We start from the raw sequence: 20,842 nt of genomic DNA on the forward strand, positions 1-20,842 counted from the left end.
ATCCCTGCCAATTCTGGGAGTTTCCGGCCGTATCGGCCGGTATCTGTATGGATCGCGAAGGGGAAGGCATGTCAGACGCCAGAGGCGCTTTTCATTCCAAAGGTCGCTGGTCGCGGATGGCGCTGCCCGCCATCCTGTGCGCCAGCCTGCTTGTCGGTTGCGGCGCCGAGCCGCCCGCCGAGGAACACGTCCGTGTGCTGGCGCAGACGGTGAAGATGGCCGAGTTCGCCTCGGCCACCTCGATCACCGGCGACATCCAGGCACGGGTACAGGCCGACCAGTCGTTCCGTGTCGGCGGCAAGATCGTCGAGCGCCTGGTCGATGTCGGCGACCACGTCGCGGCTGGCCAGGTGCTGGCGCGGCTCGACCCGCAGGACCAGCGCAGCAACGTGGAGAACGCCCAGGCGGCGGTCGCCGCGCAGCAGGCGCAGTCGAAGCTCGCCGACCTCAACTACCAGCGGCAGAAGGCGCTGCTGCCCAAGGGCTACACCAGCCAGAGCGAGTACGACCAGGCGCTGGCCTCGGTGCGCAGCGCGCAGAGTTCGCTGAAGGCCGCCCAGGCGCAGTTGGCCAACGCCCGCGACCTGCTTTCCTATACCGAGCTGCGTGCCTCCGACGCCGGGGTCATCACCGCCCGCCAGGCCGAGGTCGGCCAGGTGGTGCAGGCCACCGTGCCGATCTTCACCCTGGCCCGCGACGGCGAGCGCGACGCGGTGTTCAACGTCTACGAGTCGTTGTTCAGCCACGATGTCGACGGCCAGCGGATCACCGTCAGCCTGCTCGGCAAGCCGGAAGTCACCGCCAGCGGCAAGGTCCGCGAGATCACCCCGACGGTGGACGAGCGCAGCGGTACGCTGAAGGTCAAGGTCGGCCTCGACTCGGTGCCGGCGGAAATGAGCCTCGGCAGCGTGGTCAACGCCAGCGTCGCCGCGCCGGCCGCGCACAGCGTGGTGCTGCCCTGGTCGGCGCTGTCCAAGGACGGCGAGCAGCCGGCGGTCTGGTTGCTCGATCAGGAAAGCAAGGTGCGCCTGCAACCGGTGCGGGTGGCACGCTACGCCAGCGAGAAGGTGGTCATCGACGGTGGCCTGGAGGCGGGCCAGACAGTGGTCACGGTGGGCGGCCAACTGCTCCATCCGGGCCAGGTGGTCGAGGTGGCCCAGCCGCCGCAGCCGACCCAGAGCACCGCCAGCCGCGACGCCGTGGGCGGAGGCCAGCCATGAAGCCGTTTTCCCTCGCCGGCCTGTTCGGCTTCGCCCTGCTCCTCTCCGGCTGCGGCGACGAGCCGCCGCCGGCACCGCCGCGGCCGGTGCTGACGGTGACCGTGAAGACCCTGAAGAACGACGACCTCGGTCGCTTCGCCGGGAGCATCCAGGCGCGCTACGAGAGCGTGCTCGGCTTCCGCACCAACGGACGGATCGCCTCGCGCCTGTTCGACGTCGGTGACTTCGTCGGCAAGGGCGCGCTGCTGGCAACCCTCGACCCCACCGACCAGCAGAACCAGTTGCGCGCCAGCCAGGGCGACCTGGCCAGCGCCGAGGCGCAGTTGATCGACGCCCAGGCCAATGCCCGGCGCCAGGAAGAACTGTTCGCCCGCAGCGTCACCGCCCAGGCGCGCCTGGACGATGCGCGGACCCGCCTGAAGACCAGCCAGGCCAGCTTCGACCAGGCCAAAGCGGCGGTGCAGCAGGCCAGGGACCAGCTTTCCTACACGCGCCTGGTGACCGATTTCGACGGCGTCATCACCACCTGGCACGCCGAGGCCGGGCAAGTGGTCAGCGCCGGCCAGGCGGTGGTCACCCTGGCCCGGCCCGAGGTGCGCGAGGCGGTCTTCGACCTGCCCACCGAGGTCGCCGAGAGCCTGCCGGCCGACGCGCGCTTCCTGGTCAGCGCCCAGCTCGACCCGCAGGCCAGGACCACCGGCAGCATCCGCGAGCTGGGTCCGCAGGCCGACGCCTCGACCCGCACCCGTCGCGTGCGCCTGAGCCTGGCGCAGACGCCGGAGGCGTTCCGCCTCGGCTCGACCATCCAGGTCCAGCTGAGCAGCGCCGGTAGCGTGCGCAGCGTGCTGCCGGCCAGCGTGCTGCTGGAGCGGGACGGCAAGACCCAGGTCTGGGTCGTCGATGGGAAACAGTCCAGCGTGGCCCTGCGCGAGGTACAGGTGCTCAGCCGCGACGAACGCCAGGTGGTGATCGGACAGGGCCTGGCCGACGGCGACCGGGTGGTCCGCGCCGGAGTCAACAGCCTCAAGCCCGGCCAGAAGATCAAACTCGACGAGGATGCGCGATGAAGGGCGGTTTCAACCTGTCGGACTGGGCCCTGCGCCACCAGTCCCTGGTCTGGTACCTGATGGCGGTATCGCTGGTGATGGGCGTGTTCTCCTACCTCAACCTGGGGCGCGAGGAGGATCCCTCGTTCGCCATCAAGACCATGGTCATCCAGACCCGCTGGCCGGGCGCCACGGTGGACGACACCCTGGAGCAGGTCACCGACCGCATCGAGAAGAAGCTCGAGGAGCTGGACTCGCTGGATTACGTGAAGAGCTACACGCGACCCGGCGAGTCGACGGTCTTCGTCTACCTCAAGGACACCACCAAGGCCGGCGACATCCCGGATATCTGGTACCAGGTGCGCAAGAAGATATCCGACATCCAGGGCGAATTCCCCCAAGGCATCCAGGGACCGGGTTTCAACGACGAGTTCGGCGACGTGTTCGGCAGCGTCTACGCCTTCACCGCCGACGGCCTGGACTTCCGCCAGCTGCGCGACTACGTGGAGAAGGTGCGCCTGGACATCCGCTCGGTGAAAGACCTGGGCAAGGTGCAGATGATCGGTGCGCAGAACGAGGTCATCTACCTCAACTTCTCCACCCGCAAGCTGGCCGCCCTCGGTCTCGACCAGCGCCAGGTCGTGCAGAGCCTGCAAGCGCAGAACGCGGTGACCCCGTCCGGCGTGGTCGAGGCCGGCCCCGAGCGCATCTCGGTGCGCACCTCCGGCAACTTCCGTTCGGAAAAGGACCTGCAGGCGGTCAACCTGCGGGTCAACGATCGTTTCTACCGGCTGTCCGACCTGGCCAGCATCAGCCGCGATTTCGTCGACCCGCCGACCTCGCTGTTCCGCTACAAGGGCGAGCCGGCCATCGGCCTGGCGGTGGCGATGAAGGAGGGCGGCAATATCCTCGAGTTCGGCGAGGCGCTCAATGCGCGCATGCAGGAGATCACCGGCGAACTGCCGGTCGGGGTCGGCGTGCACCAGGTGTCGAACCAGGCCCAGGTGGTGAAGAAGGCGGTCGGCGGTTTCACCCAGGCGCTGTTCGAGGCGGTGGTGATCGTCCTCATCGTCAGCTTCGTCAGCCTCGGCCTGCGCGCCGGGCTAGTGGTGGCCTGCTCGATCCCGCTGGTGCTGGCGATGGTCTTCGTGTTCATGGAATACACCGACATCACCATGCAGCGGGTTTCCCTCGGCGCGCTGATCATCGCCCTCGGCCTGCTGGTGGACGATGCCATGATCACCGTGGAGATGATGATCACGCGCCTCGAACTGGGCGACTCGCTGCACGACTCGGCGACCTACGCCTACACCTCGACGGCCTTCCCGATGCTCACCGGGACCCTGGTGACGGTGGCCGGCTTCGTGCCCATCGGGCTAAACGCCAGCTCCGCCGGCGAGTACACCTTCACCCTGTTCGCGGTGATCGCCGTGGCCCTGCTGCTGTCGTGGATCGTCGCGGTGCTGTTCGCCCCGGTGATCGCCGTGCACATCCTGCCGAAGACTCTCAAGCACAAGTCGGAGCAGAAGAAGGGGCGCATCGCCGAGCGTTTCGACAGCCTGCTGCACCTGGCGATGCGCCGGCGCTGGACGACCATCTTCCTCACCGCGCTGCTGTTCGGCGTGTCGCTGTTCCTGATGAAGTTCGTCCAGCACCAGTTCTTCCCGTCTTCCGACCGTCCGGAACTGCTGGTCGACCTCAACCTGCCGCAAAACAGCAGCATCCACGAGACCAGGGCGGTGATGGACCGCCTGGAAGCGACGCTGAAGGACGACGAGGACATCGACCACTGGAGCGCCTACGTCGGCGAAGGCGCGATCCGCTTCTACCTGCCGCTGGACCAGCAGTTGCAGAACAACTTCTATGGCCAGCTGGTGATCGTCACCAAGGACCTGGAGGCCCGCGAGCGCGTCGCCGCACGCCTGCGCGATCGCTTGCGCAAGGACTACGTCGGCATCAGCACCTACGTGCAGCCGCTGGAGATGGGGCCGCCGGTGGGACGGCCGATCCAGTACCGGGTCAGCGGACCGCAGATCGACAAGGTCCGCGAGTACGCCATGGGCCTGGCCGGCGTGCTCGACGGCAACCCGAACATCGGCGATATCGTCTACGACTGGAACGAGCCCGGGAAGATGCTCAAGATCGACATCGCCCAGGACAAGGCGCGCCAGCTCGGGCTGTCCTCCGAGGACGTGGCGCAGATCATGAACAGCGTGGTGACCGGCAGCGCGGTGACCCAGGTGCGCGACGACATCTACCTGGTGAACGTCATCGGCCGCGCCGAGGATAGCGAGCGCGGCTCGCTGGAGACCCTGGAGAGCCTGCAGATCGTCACGCCCAGCGGCACCTCGATCCCGCTCAAGGCGTTCGCCAAGGTCAGCTACGAGCTGGAGCAGCCGCTGGTGTGGCGCCGCGACCGCAAGCCGACGATCACGGTGAAGGCGTCGCTGCGCGGCGAGATCCAGCCCACCGACCTGGTCGCCAAGCTGGCGCCGGAGGTCAAGCGCTTCGCCGACGGCCTGCCGGCGAACTACCGGATCGAAGTGGGCGGCACGGTGGAGGAGAGCGGCAAGGCCGAGGGCCCGATCGCCAAGGTGGTGCCGCTGATGCTGTTCCTCATGGCGACCTTCCTGATGATCCAGTTGCAGAGCGTGCAGAAGCTGTTCCTGGTGGCCAGCGTCGCGCCGCTGGGGCTGATCGGGGTGGTCGCGGCGTTGCTGCCGACCGGCACGCCGATGGGCTTCGTGGCGATCCTCGGGATTCTCGCGCTGATCGGCATCATCATCCGCAACTCGGTGATCCTGGTGACCCAGATCGATGCCTTCGAGAAAGACGGCAAGACGCCCTGGGAAGCCGTGCTGGAAGCCACCCACCACCGCACCCGGCCGATCCTGCTGACGGCGGCGGCGGCCAGCCTGGGGATGATCCCCATCGCCCGCGAAGTGTTCTGGGGGCCGATGGCCTATGCGATGATCGGCGGCATCGTTGCCGCCACGCTGCTCACGCTGATCTTCCTGCCGGCGCTGTACGTCGCCTGGTACCGGATTCCGGAACCGGGACGCTGAGCGCGACGGAAGGGGAAGGGGGCGCCGCCGTAGCAGAGTCTGTGCGGGGGGAAGGAGAGCGGACGGTGGGTGGGCCATCCGCCCCGACGCCGGGCAGGGTATGCCCGGCGTTGCTACGGCGACGGCGGCCAGTATAGGCAGCCCGGCGCCAGGGAAAATCCGACCAATTTACGAATCTGTTTTGCAACCGAGGTAATAGTGGACACATTGCAAGGCATGCGCGTGTTCGCCAGGGTGGTGGACAGCGGCAGCTTCACTTCCGCCGCCCAGGCCCTGGACCTGTCCACCGCGCAGGTATCGCGGCTGATCTCCGACCTGGAGGCGCACCTGCAGACGCGCCTGCTGCACCGCACCACCCGGCGCCTGGCCCTGACCGAGGCCGGCGAGCGCTACCTGGAGCGGTGCCGTGGGATCCTCGAGGACATCGAGGTCGCCGAGGCCGAAGCCGCCGGCGCGCACATCCGCCCCTGCGGCCGCTTGCGCGTGCAGTCGCTGATGGGCATGGGCCAGCATCACCTGGTGCCGATGATCGCCCGCTACGGCGCACTGTTCCCCGACGTGGTGATCGAGCTGACCCTGTCCCAGCGCAACCCGGACATGCTCGAGGAAGGCCAGGACGTGCTGATCACCGGCGAGCGCCAGTTGCCCGACTCGGAGTTCGTCGCCCAGCGCCTGGGCAGCATCCACAGCGTACTCTGCGCCAGTCCCGGCTACCTGCAACAGCACGGCGTGCCGCGCTCGGTGGACGACCTGGAGCGCCACGTCTGCCTGCGCCTGCAGGATCCGGCCTACCCGGAGGGCTGGATCTTCGCCGACGAGCAGGGCGAGCGCACCGTCAGCCCGCAGAACACCTTCATGGTCAATGTCGCCGAGGTCATGGCCCAGGCGGCCAAGGCCGACCTCGGCATCGCCCTGCTGCCCAGCTACGTGGCGGCCGCGGCGCTGCGCAACGGCGAGCTGCTACGGGTGTTGCCCGGCCATGCCATGCACGAGCGGACCATCTATGCGCTGTATCCCTCGCGGCGTTACCTGGACGCGAAGATCCGCACCTGGGTCGATCTGTTGCAACAGGAACTTCCCCAGGCATTCGCCCGCGACGAAACCACCATGCAAAGTTCAAGTTACTGGGCACAGTGAAGGATTGTTGTTATTGAGGTAATACTCTCTCGTCTGTTTGGCTATTTTTCCGAGCATGGCGGTTAACTAATATGGCGCCTGTCCCAAGTGAACAGGGTGTCATCGGAGACCCGCCATGAATCGCCAGATCCTTGCTGCCGCCATACTCAGTTTGTTTTCCCTCGCATTTTCCCAGGCCGGTTTCGCCGAAGAGTCCTCGCTGATGACCAACCGCATGGTCGACGCCAACCAGCAGGCCATCGAGCACCAGCAGGAACTTTCCGCCTCCGCCGCGCAGGCCGGGGCCCGCAGCGACTCCTGATCTAGCGCATGGCGCCAGCCGCGCCATGGCTTCCCCCGGGTACTCGGGAAGCGTGAGCCTGGGTACCCTGTCCTTGCGCCGCATATGATATGCGGCGTTTTTTTTGCCTTCCTGACCGTTCGGACAATTCTTGCAGAATATGTAAAAGACTTTCGTTGGATATCGGGTTTTTCCGATAGTGGCAAAAAAATATAATCGCGCCAGCTCAATGGATAATTGTCGCTGGCTGTCGACGATATTCGTTCTGTCTTCATCGATCTCGCCATGCAAGAGCGGGACGTGGAAAGCCTAAAGCCCGATGAGTCGAAGAGACTTTCAGTAGAAGAGTCCGACTGTGTTCCAGCCGGTTTCCAGTGTCCGGAAATACACTGGCAAGACTTCCCGACGCCGAACTTTGATTGCTCCTATTCGACGTCTTCTCAAGGCCGCTGATACCAGCGGCCTTTTTTTTCGGGTTGCGCCCGGCTGGGCGCCCCATGGGAGCGATCGCCCGCGCGACGCCAGCAGAAGCGTCGCCGGGAACGACACCACAACACGCTTTCCGGCCTTGCCGGATTTCACCACGCTGTAAGAAGGAGCAACCGCAATGAGGAATCTGTTCGCCTTGACGCCGATGGCGCTGGCGCTGTGCACCGCGTCCGCCGCCTGGGCCGATGAGGGGGAAGCCAAAGAAGGCTTCATCGAAGGCTCCAGCCTCCAATTGCTGACCCGCAACTACTACTTCAACCATGACCGCCGGCACGCTTCCGGGCACGACAGCAAGGAATGGGCGCAAGGCTTCATCGCCACCTTTCAGTCCGGCTACACGCCCGGCGTGGTCGGCTTCGGCGTCGACGCCTACGGCATGCTCGGGCTGAAGCTCGACGGCGGCGGCGGTACCGGCGGCACCAGCATCCTGCCGATCACCGCGCCGAGCAAGGAAGGCTACGAATCCGGCAAGGCGCCCGATGAGTTCTCCAGTGGCGGGGCGGCGCTGAAGATCCGCGCCTTCGACACCGAGCTGAAGCTGGGCGACCAGTTCCTCAGCAACCCGGTGGTCGCCGGCGGCGAGTCGCGCATGCTGCCGCAGACCTTCCGCGGCGTGAGCCTGACCAACAACAGTTTCGAGGACCTGACCCTCACGGCTGGCCAGGTCAGTTTCACCAAGTACTACAACCAGAGCGGCCACCGTCGCCTCGGCTCGTACTACGGCGAACTGCCGGGCGACCGCGACAGCCATCATCTCAGCTGGCTGGGCGGCACCTGGGGCGGTATCGAGGGCTTCACCAGCAGCCTGTACGCCGCCGAACTGCAGAACGTCTGGAAGCAGTACTACGCCGACGTCGACTACACCTACGAGATCGACGACAACTGGTCGCTGAACCCCGGCGCGCACTACTACAAGACCGTCGACAGCGGCGACTCGCTGCTCGGCCGGATCGACAACAACACCTACAGCCTGCATTTCGCGGTCGGCTACAAGCAACACACCGTCACCGCGGTGCTGCAGAAGGTCAACGGCAACACGCCGTTCGACTACATCAACCAGGGCGACAGCATCTTCCTCGACAACTCGCAGCAGTATTCCGACTTCAACGGTCCCAACGAGAAGTCCTGGAAGCTGCAATACGACTACGACTTCGTCGCCCTCGGCCTGCCCGGCCTGAGCGCCTCGGCCTCGTACTCGCGCGGCAAGCTGGACCTGACCCGGGTCGATCCGGACAGCCCCGGCTACGGCGGCTGGTACAGCGCCGACGGCAAGAACGCCAAGCACTGGGAACGCGACCTCGACCTGCAGTACGTGGTCCAGGGCGGTCCGGCCAAGGACCTCTCGCTGCGCCTGCGCTGGGCCACCCACCGCGGCACCGGCGGCTACAGCGCGGTGGACAACGACATCGACGAATACCGGGTGATCGTCGACTATCCCATCGACGTGTTCTGAGCCCCGCGCGCTGGGCCCTTCGCCGGGCTCAGCGCTGGCGGAACAGTTCGCCGGGAGTGAAGCCGAAGAGTCCCTTGAAGGCGGCGATGTAGGCCGAGGTCGAGTCGTAGCCGCTGTCCAGGGCGGCGCCGGTGACGCTGTCGCCGGCCTCCAGCGCGTTGAGCGAGGCGAGCAGGCGCTGGCGTTGGCGCCAGAGCCGGTAGTTCATCCCGGTCTCGCGCTGGAACAGGCGCGACAGGGTCTTTTCCGAGGTGCCCAGGCGCTGCGCCCAGTCGCCCATGGTCAGGCTCTGGGTCGGTTCGTCGATCAGTGCCTGGCACAGCCGCAGCAGGCGCGGCTCGCGCGGCATCGGCAGGGAGAAGGCGACCTCCGGCAGCAGCCGCAACTGGTCCAGCAGCACCTGCACCAGCCGCGATTCGGCGCTGTCGCCCTCCGGGTAGTCCACCGGCAACTCGCAGAAACTCTTGATCAGCTCGCGCGCCAGCGGCGTCACCTCCAGCACCCGGCAGCGCGTCGGCGCCCAGGCACAGGCGTCGCCACGGATGTACAGGCTGCGCATCTCGGCGCGGGTGGAGGTGACCACCTCGTGTTCCAGTTGCGCCGGAATCCAGATCGCCCGCTGCGGCGGGGCGAAGAAGCTGCCCTCGGCGGTATGCACGCCGAGCACGCCGCTGATGGCGTAGGAAAGCTGCACCCAGGCGTGCCGGTGGCGCGAGGTCCAGGAGCCGGCGCGCAGGCTTTCGGCGCGCGCGTAGACCGGCCGTGGCAGGCGGGCGAGGGTGGGAATCGGGCGGTGCAGTTCCGCAGGCTGTCCGTTCATCGTCATGACTTGGCGTCGTGTCGCTAGTCGGCAGAGTCTGGCAGGGCTAACCTGCCGCCTCAAGTTTCCCGGAGCCCACGCCGATGCTCGACTTCTCCGCCCACGCGCTTCCCTACGCCTCGCAACGTTCGCCGGTCCATGCCCGCCGCGGCATGGTCGCCACCTCGCAGCCGCAGGCGGCGCAGGTCGGGCTGGAGATATTGCGCCGTGGCGGCAACGCCATCGACGCGGCGATCGCCACCGCCGCCGCGCTGACGGTGGTCGAGCCGACCGGCTGCGGGATCGGCGGCGATGCCTTCGCCCTGGTCTGGACCCGCGGCCGTCTGCACGGCCTGGACGCCAGCGGGCGCGCGCCGGGCCTGCTCGATCGCGAGCGGGTGCGCGCCGCCGGCCACGAGCGGATGCCGCTGTACGGCTGGACGCCGGTCACCGTGCCGGGCTGTCCGGCGGCCTGGGCCGAACTGTCGCGGCGCTTCGGCAAATTGCCGTTCGAACAACTGCTGCGGCCGGCGATCGAGCTGGCTCGCGATGGCTTTCCGGTCTCGCCGGTGATCGCCCGCCTGTGGCAGAGCGGCCTGGACAAGTTCCGTGCGGCGTTGCCGCAGCGGCCCGAGCTGCGGGCCTGGTTCGACGAGTTCCTCATCGACGGCCGGGCTCCGCGCGCTGGCGAGGTGTTCCGCCAGCCGGGCCAGGCCGACACCCTGGACGAGCTGGCGCGCAGCCAGTGCGAAAGCTTCTATCGCGGCGAGCTGGCCAGGGCCATCGTCGGCCACGCCGAGCGCAGCGGCGGCTACCTGCGCGCGGAGGACCTGGCCGGCTACCAGGCGAAGTGGGTCGAACCGATCTCGCTGAACTACCGTGGCTATGACGTCTGGGAGATTCCGCCGAGCGGCCAGGGCCTGATCGCCCTGATGACCCTGAACATCCTCAAGGGCTTCGAATTCGGCGAGCGCGACTGCGCGCGGACCTGGCATCGCCAACTGGAGGCGATGAAGCTGGCGTACGTCGACGGGCTGCACTACATCAGCCAGCCGCAGTCGATGCGGGTCTCGGTCGAGGAACTGCTGCACGAGGACTACGCCGCCAGCCGCCGTGCGCTGATCGGCGAGCGCGCGCTCGATCCCAGCCCCGGCCAGCCGAGGCCGGGCGGCACGGTGTACCTGGCCTGTGGCGACGAGGAGGGCAACCTGGTCTCGTTCATCCAGAGCAACTACCACGGCTTCGGCTCCGGCGTGGTGGTGCCCGGCACCGGCATCGCCTTGCAGAACCGCGGCGCCGAGTTCAGCCTCGATCCGGACCACGTGAATTGCCTGGAGCCGGGCAAGCAGACCTTCCACACCATCATTCCCGGTTTCCTCAGCAAGGACGGCGTGCCGCTCGGCCCGTTCGGCGTGATGGGCGCCTATATGCAGCCGCAGGGCCACGTGCAGATGGTGATGAACCTGGTGGACTTCGGCCTCAACCCCCAGGCTGCCCTCGACGCGCCGCGCTGGCAGTGGCTGGGCGGGCTGCGCGTCGGCATCGAACATGCCGCGCCGCGCGCGCTGGCGGCGGAGCTGGCGCAGCGTGGGCACCAGGTGGAGATCGCCTACGACTCGACCAGCTACGGGCGCGGCCAGATCGTCCTGCGCGACCCGGCCAGCGGCGTGCTCTGTGGCGGCACCGAGCCGCGCACCGATTCGCAGATCGCGGTGTGGTGAGGGGACCCATGTGGGTGAGGCGGGGAGACCTGTCCGGCGGATAATGCCCAAGGCGTATCCGCCCTGCGGATGGCGAAGCAAGAAGTCCCGGCAGGCATAGGCTGCCAGGCGACCCGTACTCGAGCGCGCTCCGCTACGCGACATCGAGAGCGCCTTCTGGATGTCATGCCACCGGAGTCTCCCAGGCCCTGGCGAATTTACGCCCGGGCGTCCTGAAACCCGACGAAAAACCCCATTCGGGGATGAATTCCGCCCGTCGTCTCTGGCATCATCCGCGCCGCTTCTCGCCCGAACGCCGGGGCGGTGATGTGTAGAAATACCACGCAGTGTTTTGTGTACAAAATCCTACTGATTCTTTTTGTCACAAAACGCTTTTGTGTATCCAGTTTTCTTCGCGCTGCCATCCCAAAGTCGAGCACGCCCCTCCCGACCACGCACCAGCGCAAGGCAGAAACTGTCCTTGGGGTCAGGTTTTTGCCGTCGTAGAGAGGTTGGAGGCATTTCGCCGCCTTTGTCCAGAACACTGAAAAAACAGGCGTTCCCTTCGCCGTTGGAAACCCGGCGAAGCGCCCGCGCCGTCTTGGCTTCGTTCTTGCTATCCATGGCGAGGCCTGACCGCTCGGACAGGTTCGCCCACTAGAAAAAAAGCTATTCACTCCAGGAGCGTTTCAATGAGCCGCACACTCGCCACCGTGATGCTAGCCGGGGGGCTGCTGGCCGCAGGCCAGGCTGTCGCCGAAGACCATGACATGACGCCGACCCACGAGACCGACTCGGGGCCGCTGCTCTGGCACAACGAGAGCCTGACCTACCTCTACGGCAAGAACTTCAAGATCAACCCGCCGATCCAGCAGACCTTCACCCTGGAACATGCCAGCGGCTGGACCTGGGGCGACCTGTTCATCTTCTTCGACCAGATCAACTACAACGGCAAGGAAGACGCCAGCAACGGCAAGAACACCTACTACGGCGAGATCACTCCGCGCCTGAGCTTCGGCAAGCTCACCGGAGCGGACCTCTCCTTCGGCCCGGTGAAGGACGTGCTGCTGGCCGGCACCTACGAGTTCGGCGAAGGCGACACCGAGGCCTACCTGCTCGGCCCGGGCTTCGACCTGGCGATCCCCGGCTTCGACTACTTCCAGCTCAACTTCTACTACCGCAAGCCCGACGGCAACCGCGTGCGCGCCGGCGCCTGGCAGATCACCCCGGTGTGGTCCTACACCATTCCGGTGGGCAACTCCGACATCCTCATCGACGGCTACATGGACTGGGTGATCAACAACAAGAGCGCCAGCACCAGCCGCCGCAACCAGAGCGACTACCACGCCAACCTGCACTTCAACCCACAGGTCAAGTACGATCTGGGCAAGGCCCTCGGCTACGAGGCGAAGCACCTGTACGTGGGCCTGGAGTACGACTACTGGTCCGACAAGTACGGTGTGAAGGACTCGCAGTACTTCACCACCGACCAGAACACCGCCAGCTTCCTGGTCAAGTACCACTTCTGAGTCCGTCGCGCGGGGCTGCCGGCCCGGCCCCGCCAGCGCGCCCCGTCATTGCGCGCCGTGCATCGGTACGGTGCGCGACGGTCGCCTCCGTGATCCTTGCGTTTGCCTCCCGTTGTCCGCTCGACCCACGCCGGGCGCGCCCTGCAGCCTGAGCGGCAGGAATAAGCTGATCACCTGGACAGCTTTTTGCAGAAGCCGTGCATCCTCCTCGCCGCCCGAGGAGCGCCACCCTGAGACGGCCCCGATGCACAGCGAAGACCAACGCCCCAACGACCTCATCTACGGCCTCGACGACCGGCCGCGCCCGCTTCCCGCCTTCCTTGCCGCGCTACAGCACGTGCTGGCCAGCTTCGTCGGCATCGTCACTCCGCCGCTGGTGATCGGCTCGCTGCTCGGCCTCGGCGAGCACCTGCCGTACCTGATCAGCATGGCGCTGATGGTTTCCGGCGCCGGCACCCTGATCCAGGCGCGCCGGCCGTTCGGCATCGGCGCCGGGATGATCTGCCTGCAAGGCACCAGCTTCGCCTTCCTCGGCGCCGTGCTGGCCGCCGGGATGCTGGTGAAGCAGCGCGGCGGCGGTCCCGAGGAGATCCTCGCGATGATCTTCGGCGTGTGCTTCTTCGGCGCCTTCGTGCAGATCGTCCTCAGTCGGTTCCTCGGCCATCTTCGCCGGGTGATCACGCCGCTGGTCACCGGCATCGTCATCACCCTGATCGGCGTCAGCCTGATCAAGGTCGGCATCACCGACCTCGGCGGCGGAGCCGGGGCCACGGACTTCGGCGCACCGGCCAATCTCGCGCTGGGCGCGCTGGTGCTGCTGAGCATCGTCCTGCTGAACCGCTCGCGCCTGCCCTGGCTGCGCCTGGCCGCCATCGTCATCGGCCTGGCGCTGGGTACCCTGGCGGCCTGGGCGACCGGCCTGTTCGTTCCGCGGGCGTTGCCCGAGCTGCCGCTGGTCAGCCTGCCGCAGCCGTTCCGCTTCGGCTTCGCCTTCGACTGGATGGCCTTCCTGCCGGTGGCGCTGATCTACCTGATCAGCAGCATCGAGACGGTCGGCGACCTGACCGCCAACTGCATGCTCTCGCGGCAACCCCTGGAGGGGCCGGCGTACCTGCAGCGGTTGCGCGGCGGGGTGCTCGGCGACGGCGTCAGTTGCCTGCTGGCAGCCACCTTCAGCGCCTTCCCGAACACCACCTTCGCGCAGAACAACGGGGTGATCCAGCTCACCGGGGTGGCCAGCCGGCACGTCGGGATCTATATCGGCGGCGTGTTGCTGGCGCTCGGCCTGTTCCCCTGGGTCGGCGCGATCCTCCAGCAGATCCCCAAGCCGGTGCTCGGCGGCGCCACCCTGGTGATGTTCGGCAGCGTCGCCGCCGCCGGCATCCGCATTCTCGGCCAGACCGCGATGGACCGCCGCAGCGTGCTGATCATCGCCGCCTCGTTCGGCGTCGGCCTCGGTGTGGCCGCGCAGCCGACCCTGCTCGACCAGATGCCGGCGGTGGTGAAGACCCTGTTCGACTCGGCGATCACCAGCGGCGGCATCACCGCCATCCTGCTCAATCTGCTGCTGCCCGAGGAGCGCGTTGCCGAAGCGGCGCAGGCCAGCGCGAAGGGCGGCGCCCTGGCGCGCTGGCGCAAGCCGCTGGGTTGATACGGGCGTTTGCAAATTTTTCCGCGCCTGGCTTGTGTCCCGCGGCCGGGCTGGGGTATCAACGCGGGGATCACGCCGATGGAAACCTGCGCATGACCCTGACAGTGCCCGCCCACGACCCGGCCGCCCGCGACAAGCCGGCCGGGCGCATCCGCCAGAAGAACGAGGAGGCGATCCTCGCCGCGGCCGAGGAGGAGTTCGCCCGCCACGGCTTCAAGGGCACCAGCATGAACACCATCGCGCAGAACGTCGGCCTGCCCAAGGCCAACCTGCACTACTACTTCGGCAACAAGCTGGGCCTCTACACGGCGGTGCTGAGCAACATCCTCGAACTCTGGGACAGTACCTTCAACACCCTCGGCGTCGACGACGATCCGGCCGAGGCGCTGGCCCGCTACATCCGCGCCAAGATGGAGTTCTCCCGCCGCTACCCGCTGGCCTCGCGGATCTTCGCCATGGAGATCATCAGCGGCGGCGAGTGCCTCACCGCGCATTTCAACCAGGACTACCGCAGCTGGTTCCGCGGCCGCGCCGCGGTCTTCGAGGCCTGGATCGCCGCCGGCCGGATGGACCCGGTGGATCCCGTGCACCTGATCTTCCTGCTCTGGGGCAGCACCCAGCACTACGCCGACTTCGCCAGCCAGATCGGCCTGGTCACCGGCCGCAAGCGCATGTCCAGGCAGGACTTCGCCGCCGCCGCCGACAACCTGGTGCGGATCATCCTCAAGGGCTGCGGACTGACCCCGCCGGCGGCCTGAACGCGATGCCGAGCACCCTGCAAGGCCTCGCCGAATACCGCGAGGAAATCCGCAAGAGCCGCTTCCACACCATCGCCGCGCCGGTGGCCGACGAGGACGAGGCGCAGGCGTTCATCGCCGCCCACCGCGACGCTTCCGCCGGACACAACTGCTGGGCCTGGAAGTGCGGCGCGCAGTATCGCTTCAGCGACGACGGCGAACCCGGCGGCAGCGCCGGGCGGCCGATCCTGGCGGCCATCGAGGGACAGGACATGGACTGCGTGGCGGTGCTGGTCAGCCGCTGGTTCGGTGGCATCAAGCTCGGCACCGGCGGCCTCGCCCGCGCCTATGGCGGCGGCGCGGCCAAGTGCCTGCAGCAGGCGCCGCGCAGCGAGCTGGTCGAGCGCTGCCGGGTGCGCTTCGCCTGTGCCTTCGCCGACCACGCGCTGCTCAAGGCGCGCAGCCTGGCGCTGGGCGCCAGCGTGGCGGCGGAAGACTACGGCGCCGACGGCGTCGTCCTGACCCTGGAGTTGCCGGTGGCGCGCTTCGAGGCGCTTCAGGCGCTGCTGGTGGACCTCAGCCGAGGCCAGGTGCGGCCGCAGCGGCTGGACGCCTGAGGAGGCTCAGCGCGCTGGAGCCGGGCGGGAAGGGGCAGGAAGCGGCGGGAGCGCGGCGAACACGCATTTGTCGCGGCCGCTGCGCTTGGCGTCGAGCAGTGCGGCGTCGGCGCGATTGACGGTCTGCGAATAGGTTTCGCCGATGCGGTGTTCGGTGACGCCGACGCTGGCGGTGACGCTCAGCGCCTCGGTGCCGACGCGTACCGCCAGGGTCCGTACGCTGTCGCGCACCCGCTCGAGTACCGGGCCGGCGTCCTGCAGGCGGGTCTGCGGCAGCAGCAGGAGGAATTCCTCGCCGCCCCAGCGGCCGCAGAGGTCGTATTCGCGCAGCTCGGACTCCATGGCCCGGGCGATTTCCACCAGCACCCGGTCGCCGCTGTCGTGGCCCCAGGTATCGTTGACCTGCTTGAAGAAGTCCACGTCGAGCATCGCCAGCACGTAGCTCTGGCCGTGGCGCTGGGAGCGTTCGTTCTCCTCCCTGAGGCGCTCCAGCAGCATGCGTCGGTTGGGCAGGCCGGTCAGCGGGTCGCGGATCGAGGCTTCCTTCAGCGCCAGGTTGAGGTCGCGCATCATCTGCTGGTAGCGGTCGGAGATCCGCGCCACCTTTTCCAGGCGCCGCAGTTGCTTGTGGTAGCGCTCGGACAGCGACAGGTTCTGCTCCCGCGCCATCGACTGGAAACCGTCGGAGATCCGGGCGATGCGCTCCAGCCGCACCAGTTGCTCCAGCGATTGCTGGCGCAGGCGGGCCAGCGCCTGGTGCAGCGGATGTCCGTGGAACTGCGGATCGGCCAGCAGGCCGTCGATCCAGGCGTCCAGTTCGCGTTCGCGGCTCATCGTCGGCTACTCGTCGTGGGCCTGGATTGCGAAGGGGAAGCTGCAATCCTCGCGGAACTCCTCGGCCAGCTCGGCGACCCGTTCGTTGCGCCGGTCGTAGTGCCAGCGCAGGCTGACCGGGCGACCGCCCTGGTGGGCCTCTTCGAGCAGGTCGAGGATGTCCATCATGGCCTTGATCGAACTGGTGTTCAGGTACAGCAGGCGCAGGTCCAGTTCCAGCGGCCGCTGCCCGTCGGCGAGGAAGCGCTCGACCCAGTCGATCACCTGGCCGAACAGTTCATAGGAGTTTTCCGGGTAGGAATCGCCTTGCATGGACAGGCGTCCGGCCTGCCAGTCGCCCTGGATGGCGGGCGTGGACTGGGTGCCGGGTATGTGCAGGTCACTCATGATGGTGTTCTTCCTAAAACACGGGGTCAGATCACGGCGCGCAGGCTGAAGAAGGCGCGCCCGTCGGGCTGTTCCTTCAGCGATGCGGCCAGTGGTTCGCTGGACTTGCGGGCGATGTCCAGCAGGCCGAGACCGGCTCCGCTGGCGCAGCCGCTGTCGCGCGGGCGGCGTAGCTGCTCCTTGTAGGCGGCCTTGAGGGCGGCCTTGTCGAGGTTGGCGATGGCCTGGATGCTGCGCACCAGGCTCTGGCCGTCGTCGCGTTCCACCAGGTTGCCGGCGGACACCACGTAGTGGCCGTCCTCGTTGCGGGCGATGGCTACCGTGGCCGCCGCCTCGTGTTCGCCGTAGCCCTTGAGATTGGCGTAGTGGCGGATGTTCTGGGTCATCTCGATGTACACCGCGAAGACGTCCATCGCTTCGCTCGGCTTGGCCTGTTCGGCGTGCAGGTAGTTGCGCAGCGCGTGGCCTATCTCCTCGATCAGGCTGCGCGAGATCGGTCCGTTGAAGCAGAGCAGGATGCGTTGGCGGGTGTAGCTTTCACGCATGGCCAGCAGGTCTAGCGTTTCCATGGGTGCCCCTAGTCGAATCGGAAGGACAGGATGGTGATGTCGTCGCGTTGCGGGTGCTCGCCCTGGTACTCGGCGAGCGTCGCCACGAAGGCCTCGGCCTGCTCGGGGAGCGGCTGCCGCGCGTGGTCGCGGAGCATGTCGGCGAAGCGCCGGCTGCCGAAGCCGAAGCCGTGTTCGCCGCCGGCCTGGTCGAGGAAACCGTCGGTGCTCAGGTAGAAGGTCCAGCCCGGCGCCAGCGGTACCTCGATGTTGCGGTAGTCGCCACGGCGCTTGTCGCCGATCGCCCGGCGCGCGCCCTTGAGTTCCTGGACCTCCTCGCCGTCGCTGGCGTACAGCGAGATCTTCGCCCCGGCGAAGGCCAGCTGGCGGCGCCGGCGGTCGACCCAGACCAGCCCGGCATCCATGTTGGTGGCCAGCGCCTGGGGGATCTGCTCCTGGCTGAGCATGCTGCGCATCGCCTGGTCGGTCTCGCCGAGGATCGCCGCCGGGTCGCGGCTGCCCACCGCCTCGATGGCGTGGTCGATGGCGGCGCGGGCGAGCATGGTCATCAGCGCGCCGGGCACGCCGTGACCGGCGCAGTCGACCACGCCGATCAGGTAGCCGTCGGCCTGCTCGCGGTACACGTAGAAGTCGCCGCCGACCACGTCGCGCGGTTTCCACAGGATGAAGTGATGCTCGCCGAGGGTGGCGCTGAGCTGGCGGTCGGGGAGGATCGCGCGCTGGATCAGGCTGGCGTAGTCGAGGCTGTCGCCGATCTTCTTCTGCGCGGCGGCCATCTCGCGGTTGGCTTCCTCCAGCGCCTGGGTGCGCTCCTGGACCTTGTCTTCCAGCTCGGCGGTGTGCCGGCGGACTTGGTCGGCCATGCTGGCGAAGGCCTTCGACAGCGAGCCGATCTCGTCCTGGCGCGCCAGCGGCAGCGGCGTGTCGTAGCGCCCGGCGGCGATCGCCTTGGCCGAGCGCTTGAGGCTGCGCAGGGGGCGCAACAGCAGGCGCTCGACGGCATAGGCGAAGCCCAGCAGCAGGGCCACCAGCAACAGCAGGAACGTGCCCGCCAGCGGCCAAAGCCAGCGGTTGTCGAGGACCTGGGCGGCGTGCAGGTCGACGGCGGTGAGCACGTACCAGCGCAGTTGGGGAATGTAGGCCACGGCGAAGAGTTGCTGGCGGCCGTCGAGGCCGGCCCACAGGCAGTGCACCGAGCCGGCCTTGGCGCGGGCCAGGCGCATGGCCTCGCGCAGGGCGTCGCGCTGTTCCGGCTGGTCGAGCAGGTCGAACACCCGGTGGCGTTCGCTGGCGCCGCCGGCGGCGGAGCTGTAGGCGATCAGGCGGCGGTCCGGGTGGGCCTGGATGGCGCCGTCGTCGCCGACGATCATCGGCGTCACGCCCGGCTCGCGGGCGATGATGAAGTCGTCGAGGAAGCCGCTCAGGTCCAGGCCGCTGCCGGCCAGGCCGATGGGCCGGCCCTGGTCGCGGATCACCAGGTTGAACCAGACCTTGGTCAGGTTCAGCTTGCTGTCGACATTGACGTTGATGTTGTAGGCGGCGCTGTTGCGCAGGGTATTGAAGTACCAGGCGTCTTCCGGGTCGCCGGCCTCCAGGGTGTAGCGCGGCCGTTCGCTGTAGGGTTGGCTGCCGTCGTTGAAGTAGTAGTGCTGGGAGCCGCTGGCGATGATGAAGTAGGCGTGGTCGCGGAAGTCGCCGCGGTAGCCCTCGGCCTCGCGGAAGAACAGCGCGCGGCGCGCCGGGTCGTCTTCCTTCAGCAGCCAGTCGCGGGTCACCACCGATTCGGCGAAACGGCGCGACAACGCCAGTTCGCGGGAGACCGGGGCGAGGATCTTCTGCCGGTGCAGCAGGGTGAAGTTCTTCGCGTAGGCCAGGCCGAAGTGCGTACGGATGTCGTCCATCGCGCGCCAGCCCAGCAGCACCGCCGGGACCAGTGCCAGGGCACAGGCCAGCAACAGCGCCACCACCGATTTGCCGCGCAACCCCCAGTTCGCCGCCATGGCTATCCCTATCAGTTTCTCGCCCGGCCCGCGGCCGAAATCATGGATCGAAAGCGTGTGTCGAACTTTTGGCGAAAGGGCCAATTGTGCAGATGTGCATTATTTCAGGCAACGTAATTTGGTTTTATTTCGCCATTAATTTGACGTCACAATGATGGCGAGCAGGCAAAGGCCCGTGGTTCGGGCCTGTCGTCGGCGGGGTCTCGGCGGGGGAGGTTGCGGGGGGCGGCGAAAAAGCGCAGCGGGCCGGCCAGGATCCCGCTCAGAGGCGGTTGCCGCTGCCGCGCCGGGCGGCTTGCTGGAGCAGCGCGGCGGCGATCCGTTCGAGCGGCAGCACGTCTTCCGCGGCGCCCAGTTCCACCGCTTCGCGGGGCATGCCGTAGACCACGCAGGTAGCCTCGTCCTGGGCCAGGGTGTAGCCGCCGGCCTGGCGGATCGCCAGGAGCCCGCGCGCGCCGTCCTTGCCCATGCCGGTGAGCAGGCCGGCGAGCAGGTTGCGCCCGGCGCAGCGAGCCAGCGACTCGAACATCACGTCCACTGCCGGGCGGTGGCCGTTGACCTGCGCCTGGCGGTTCAAACGCACCACGTAGTTGGCGCCGGAGCGCTGCACCTCCATGTGGTGGTCGCCCGGCGCGACCAGGGCGTGGCCGGGCAGTATGCGGTCGCCGTCGCGCGCTTCGCTGACGCTGAGCCGGGTCAGGCGATCCAGGCGCTCGGCGAAGCTGCGGGTGAAGCCGGGAGGCATGTGCTGGGTGATGACCACCCCGGGACTGTGCGCCGGCAGGCCGAGCAGCACTTCCTTGAGCGCCTCGGTGCCGCCGGTGGAGGCGCCGAGGGCGATGATCTTCTCGGTGCTGAGCAGCGGCGCTGCGCTTTCCGGCGGCGCCGGCGCGTCCGCCGCACGGCGGCGCAGGCGGGCGCGGGCGACGGTCTTGAGCTTGGCGCGGATTTCCTCGGCATAGGCCTGCATGCCTTCGGCGATGCCCAGCCGGGGCTTGGCGATGAAGTCCACCGCGCCCAGTTCCAGCGCGCGCAGGGTGGCTTCGGAGCCGCGCTCGGTGAGCGAGGAGATCATCAGCACCGGGGTCGGCCGCGCCTTCATCAGCTTGTCGAGGAAGGTCAGGCCGTCCATCCGCGGCATTTCCACGTCGAGGCTGATCACGTCCGGCGCGTGCTGCTTGATCAGGTCGCGGGCGACGAAGGCGTCCGGCGCACAGCCGACCAGGCGCAGCTCCGGGTCGGCCTGGATGATCTCCTTGAGCAGGCTGCGGATCAGGGCGGAATCGTCGACGACCAGGACACTGATGGGCATGGCGGGCTCTCCCGGAG

Annotated in this window: 18 protein-coding genes; 11 read left to right on the forward strand and 7 right to left on the reverse strand. The window is 67.6% G+C overall.

Translation table 11 applies throughout. From position 1 onward, the window contains the following. Positions 1 to 68 precede the first annotated feature (68 nt). From triA to HMPREF2924_RS32275, 6 genes are all read left to right on the forward strand, one after another. The gene (gene triA, locus HMPREF2924_RS32245; protein ID WP_003128363.1) at positions 69 to 1,220 is read left to right on the forward strand and encodes a triclosan efflux RND transporter adaptor protein TriA; all 1,152 of its coding nucleotides are present in this window, start codon (positions 69 to 71) and stop codon (positions 1,218 to 1,220) included. Beyond that, a complete protein-coding gene (gene triB, locus HMPREF2924_RS32250; RefSeq protein WP_003083872.1) occupies positions 1,217 to 2,287 on the forward strand; it encodes a triclosan efflux RND transporter adaptor protein TriB in 1,071 nt (356 codons plus the stop codon). The genes triA and triB overlap by 4 nt, the downstream gene beginning before the upstream one ends. Further along, positions 2,284 to 5,331, forward strand: a complete 3,048-nt coding sequence (gene triC, locus HMPREF2924_RS32255; protein ID WP_003137043.1) for a triclosan efflux RND transporter permease subunit TriC — start codon at positions 2,284 to 2,286, stop codon at positions 5,329 to 5,331. Before triB ends, triC begins: the two co-directional genes overlap by 4 nt. 198 nt (positions 5,332 to 5,529) lie before the next feature. After that, positions 5,530 to 6,468, forward strand: a complete 939-nt coding sequence (locus HMPREF2924_RS32260; RefSeq protein ID WP_003083876.1) for a LysR family transcriptional regulator — start codon at positions 5,530 to 5,532, stop codon at positions 6,466 to 6,468. A gap of 115 nt (positions 6,469 to 6,583) precedes the next feature. Then, positions 6,584 to 6,769 (forward strand): hypothetical protein, encoded by a 186-nt coding sequence (locus HMPREF2924_RS32265; RefSeq protein ID WP_003083879.1) that lies wholly within the window; start codon positions 6,584 to 6,586, stop codon positions 6,767 to 6,769. 586 nt (positions 6,770 to 7,355) lie between these two features. Further along, a complete protein-coding gene (locus HMPREF2924_RS32275; protein WP_003112121.1) occupies positions 7,356 to 8,690 on the forward strand; it encodes an OprD family porin in 1,335 nt (444 codons plus the stop codon). 28 nt (positions 8,691 to 8,718) lie between these two features. On the opposite strand, the gene HMPREF2924_RS32280 is transcribed toward HMPREF2924_RS32275, so the two are convergent. Beyond that, positions 8,719 to 9,516: an AraC family transcriptional regulator gene (locus HMPREF2924_RS32280; protein ID WP_003083886.1), complete on the reverse strand. Its 798-nt coding sequence runs from the start codon at positions 9,514 to 9,516 to the stop codon at positions 8,719 to 8,721. A 77-nt stretch (positions 9,517 to 9,593) separates the two neighbouring features. Between HMPREF2924_RS32280 and HMPREF2924_RS32285 the strand changes: the two genes are divergently transcribed. Beyond that, positions 9,594 to 11,210: a gamma-glutamyltransferase family protein gene (locus HMPREF2924_RS32285; RefSeq protein WP_003128380.1), complete on the forward strand. Its 1,617-nt coding sequence runs from the start codon at positions 9,594 to 9,596 to the stop codon at positions 11,208 to 11,210. A 345-nt stretch (positions 11,211 to 11,555) separates the two neighbouring features. On the opposite strand, the gene HMPREF2924_RS35715 is transcribed toward HMPREF2924_RS32285, so the two are convergent. Then, complete coding sequence (locus HMPREF2924_RS35715) at positions 11,556 to 11,813, reverse strand: hypothetical protein (protein ID WP_109233049.1); 258 nt, start codon at positions 11,811 to 11,813, stop codon at positions 11,556 to 11,558. Positions 11,814 to 11,881: 68 nt separating this feature from the next. Here HMPREF2924_RS35715 and HMPREF2924_RS32290 point away from each other — a divergent pair, with 68 nt between their 5' ends. The 4 genes from HMPREF2924_RS32290 to HMPREF2924_RS32305 all read left to right on the forward strand — a co-directional run bounded on the left by HMPREF2924_RS32290 (position 11,882) and on the right by HMPREF2924_RS32305 (position 15,723). Next, positions 11,882 to 12,718 carry an outer membrane protein OmpK gene (locus tag HMPREF2924_RS32290; protein ID WP_003083898.1) on the forward strand — a complete coding sequence of 279 codons (837 nt, stop codon included), beginning with the start codon at positions 11,882 to 11,884 and terminating at the stop codon, positions 12,716 to 12,718. A 244-nt stretch (positions 12,719 to 12,962) separates the two neighbouring features. Beyond that, the gene (locus tag HMPREF2924_RS32295; protein WP_003102211.1) at positions 12,963 to 14,369 is read left to right on the forward strand and encodes a uracil-xanthine permease family protein; all 1,407 of its coding nucleotides are present in this window, start codon (positions 12,963 to 12,965) and stop codon (positions 14,367 to 14,369) included. Positions 14,370 to 14,461: 92 nt separating this feature from the next. Continuing rightward, entirely contained in the window at positions 14,462 to 15,127 is a 666-nt protein-coding gene (locus HMPREF2924_RS32300) for a TetR/AcrR family transcriptional regulator (protein WP_003083903.1), read from the forward strand. 5 nt (positions 15,128 to 15,132) lie between these two features. Next, positions 15,133 to 15,723: an IMPACT family protein gene (locus tag HMPREF2924_RS32305; protein ID WP_003102213.1), complete on the forward strand. Its 591-nt coding sequence runs from the start codon at positions 15,133 to 15,135 to the stop codon at positions 15,721 to 15,723. Between the two features lie 6 nt (positions 15,724 to 15,729). Here HMPREF2924_RS32305 and siaD read toward each other — a convergent pair whose 3' ends face one another. The 5 genes from siaD to HMPREF2924_RS32330 all read right to left on the reverse strand — a co-directional run bounded on the left by siaD (position 15,730) and on the right by HMPREF2924_RS32330 (position 20,825). After that, positions 15,730 to 16,557 carry a biofilm formation regulator diguanylate cyclase SiaD gene (gene siaD, locus HMPREF2924_RS32310; RefSeq protein ID WP_003083910.1) on the reverse strand — a complete coding sequence of 276 codons (828 nt, stop codon included), beginning with the start codon at positions 16,555 to 16,557 and terminating at the stop codon, positions 15,730 to 15,732. A 6-nt stretch (positions 16,558 to 16,563) separates the two neighbouring features. Continuing rightward, the gene (gene siaC, locus HMPREF2924_RS32315; RefSeq protein WP_003083913.1) at positions 16,564 to 16,944 is read right to left on the reverse strand and encodes a biofilm formation regulator SiaD modulator protein SiaC; all 381 of its coding nucleotides are present in this window, start codon (positions 16,942 to 16,944) and stop codon (positions 16,564 to 16,566) included. Between the two features lie 26 nt (positions 16,945 to 16,970). After that, entirely contained in the window at positions 16,971 to 17,513 is a 543-nt protein-coding gene (gene siaB, locus HMPREF2924_RS32320; RefSeq protein ID WP_003083916.1) for a biofilm formation regulator kinase SiaB, read from the reverse strand. An 8-nt stretch (positions 17,514 to 17,521) separates the two neighbouring features. Then, positions 17,522 to 19,513: a biofilm regulation protein phosphatase SiaA gene (gene siaA / locus HMPREF2924_RS32325; protein WP_003083920.1), complete on the reverse strand. Its 1,992-nt coding sequence runs from the start codon at positions 19,511 to 19,513 to the stop codon at positions 17,522 to 17,524. A 262-nt stretch (positions 19,514 to 19,775) separates the two neighbouring features. Then, positions 19,776 to 20,825: a protein-glutamate methylesterase/protein-glutamine glutaminase gene (locus tag HMPREF2924_RS32330; protein ID WP_003083922.1), complete on the reverse strand. Its 1,050-nt coding sequence runs from the start codon at positions 20,823 to 20,825 to the stop codon at positions 19,776 to 19,778. Between the last annotated feature and the right edge of the window lie 17 nt (positions 20,826 to 20,842).

Origin of the sequence: Pseudomonas sp. HMSC063H08 (genome assembly GCF_001813645.1) — a bacterium.
GTDB lineage: Bacteria > Pseudomonadota > Gammaproteobacteria > Pseudomonadales > Pseudomonadaceae > Pseudomonas > Pseudomonas aeruginosa.

What these genes read in the sequence shown, in the direction of transcription:
- triA (WP_003128363.1), top strand. Translation starts at nt 69, where the DNA reads ATGTCAGACGCCAGAGGCGCTTTTCATTCCAAAGGTCGCTGGTCGCGG.
- triB (WP_003083872.1), top strand. Translation starts at nt 1,217, where the DNA reads ATGAAGCCGTTTTCCCTCGCCGGCCTGTTCGGCTTCGCCCTGCTCCTC.
- triC (WP_003137043.1), top strand. Translation starts at nt 2,284, where the DNA reads ATGAAGGGCGGTTTCAACCTGTCGGACTGGGCCCTGCGCCACCAGTCC.
- HMPREF2924_RS32265 (WP_003083879.1), top strand. Translation starts at nt 6,584, where the DNA reads ATGAATCGCCAGATCCTTGCTGCCGCCATACTCAGTTTGTTTTCCCTC.
- HMPREF2924_RS32275 (WP_003112121.1), top strand. Translation starts at nt 7,356, where the DNA reads ATGAGGAATCTGTTCGCCTTGACGCCGATGGCGCTGGCGCTGTGCACC.
- HMPREF2924_RS32280 (WP_003083886.1), bottom strand. Translation starts at nt 9,516, where the DNA reads ATGACGATGAACGGACAGCCTGCGGAACTGCACCGCCCGATTCCCACC.
- HMPREF2924_RS32285 (WP_003128380.1), top strand. Translation starts at nt 9,594, where the DNA reads ATGCTCGACTTCTCCGCCCACGCGCTTCCCTACGCCTCGCAACGTTCG.
- HMPREF2924_RS35715 (WP_109233049.1), bottom strand. Translation starts at nt 11,813, where the DNA reads ATGGATAGCAAGAACGAAGCCAAGACGGCGCGGGCGCTTCGCCGGGTT.
- HMPREF2924_RS32290 (WP_003083898.1), top strand. Translation starts at nt 11,882, where the DNA reads ATGAGCCGCACACTCGCCACCGTGATGCTAGCCGGGGGGCTGCTGGCC.
- HMPREF2924_RS32295 (WP_003102211.1), top strand. Translation starts at nt 12,963, where the DNA reads ATGCACAGCGAAGACCAACGCCCCAACGACCTCATCTACGGCCTCGAC.
- HMPREF2924_RS32300 (WP_003083903.1), top strand. Translation starts at nt 14,462, where the DNA reads ATGACCCTGACAGTGCCCGCCCACGACCCGGCCGCCCGCGACAAGCCG.
- HMPREF2924_RS32305 (WP_003102213.1), top strand. Translation starts at nt 15,133, where the DNA reads ATGCCGAGCACCCTGCAAGGCCTCGCCGAATACCGCGAGGAAATCCGC.
- siaD (WP_003083910.1), bottom strand. Translation starts at nt 16,557, where the DNA reads ATGAGCCGCGAACGCGAACTGGACGCCTGGATCGACGGCCTGCTGGCC.
- siaC (WP_003083913.1), bottom strand. Translation starts at nt 16,944, where the DNA reads ATGAGTGACCTGCACATACCCGGCACCCAGTCCACGCCCGCCATCCAG.
- siaB (WP_003083916.1), bottom strand. Translation starts at nt 17,513, where the DNA reads ATGGAAACGCTAGACCTGCTGGCCATGCGTGAAAGCTACACCCGCCAA.
- siaA (WP_003083920.1), bottom strand. Translation starts at nt 19,513, where the DNA reads ATGGCGGCGAACTGGGGGTTGCGCGGCAAATCGGTGGTGGCGCTGTTG.
- HMPREF2924_RS32330 (WP_003083922.1), bottom strand. Translation starts at nt 20,825, where the DNA reads ATGCCCATCAGTGTCCTGGTCGTCGACGATTCCGCCCTGATCCGCAGC.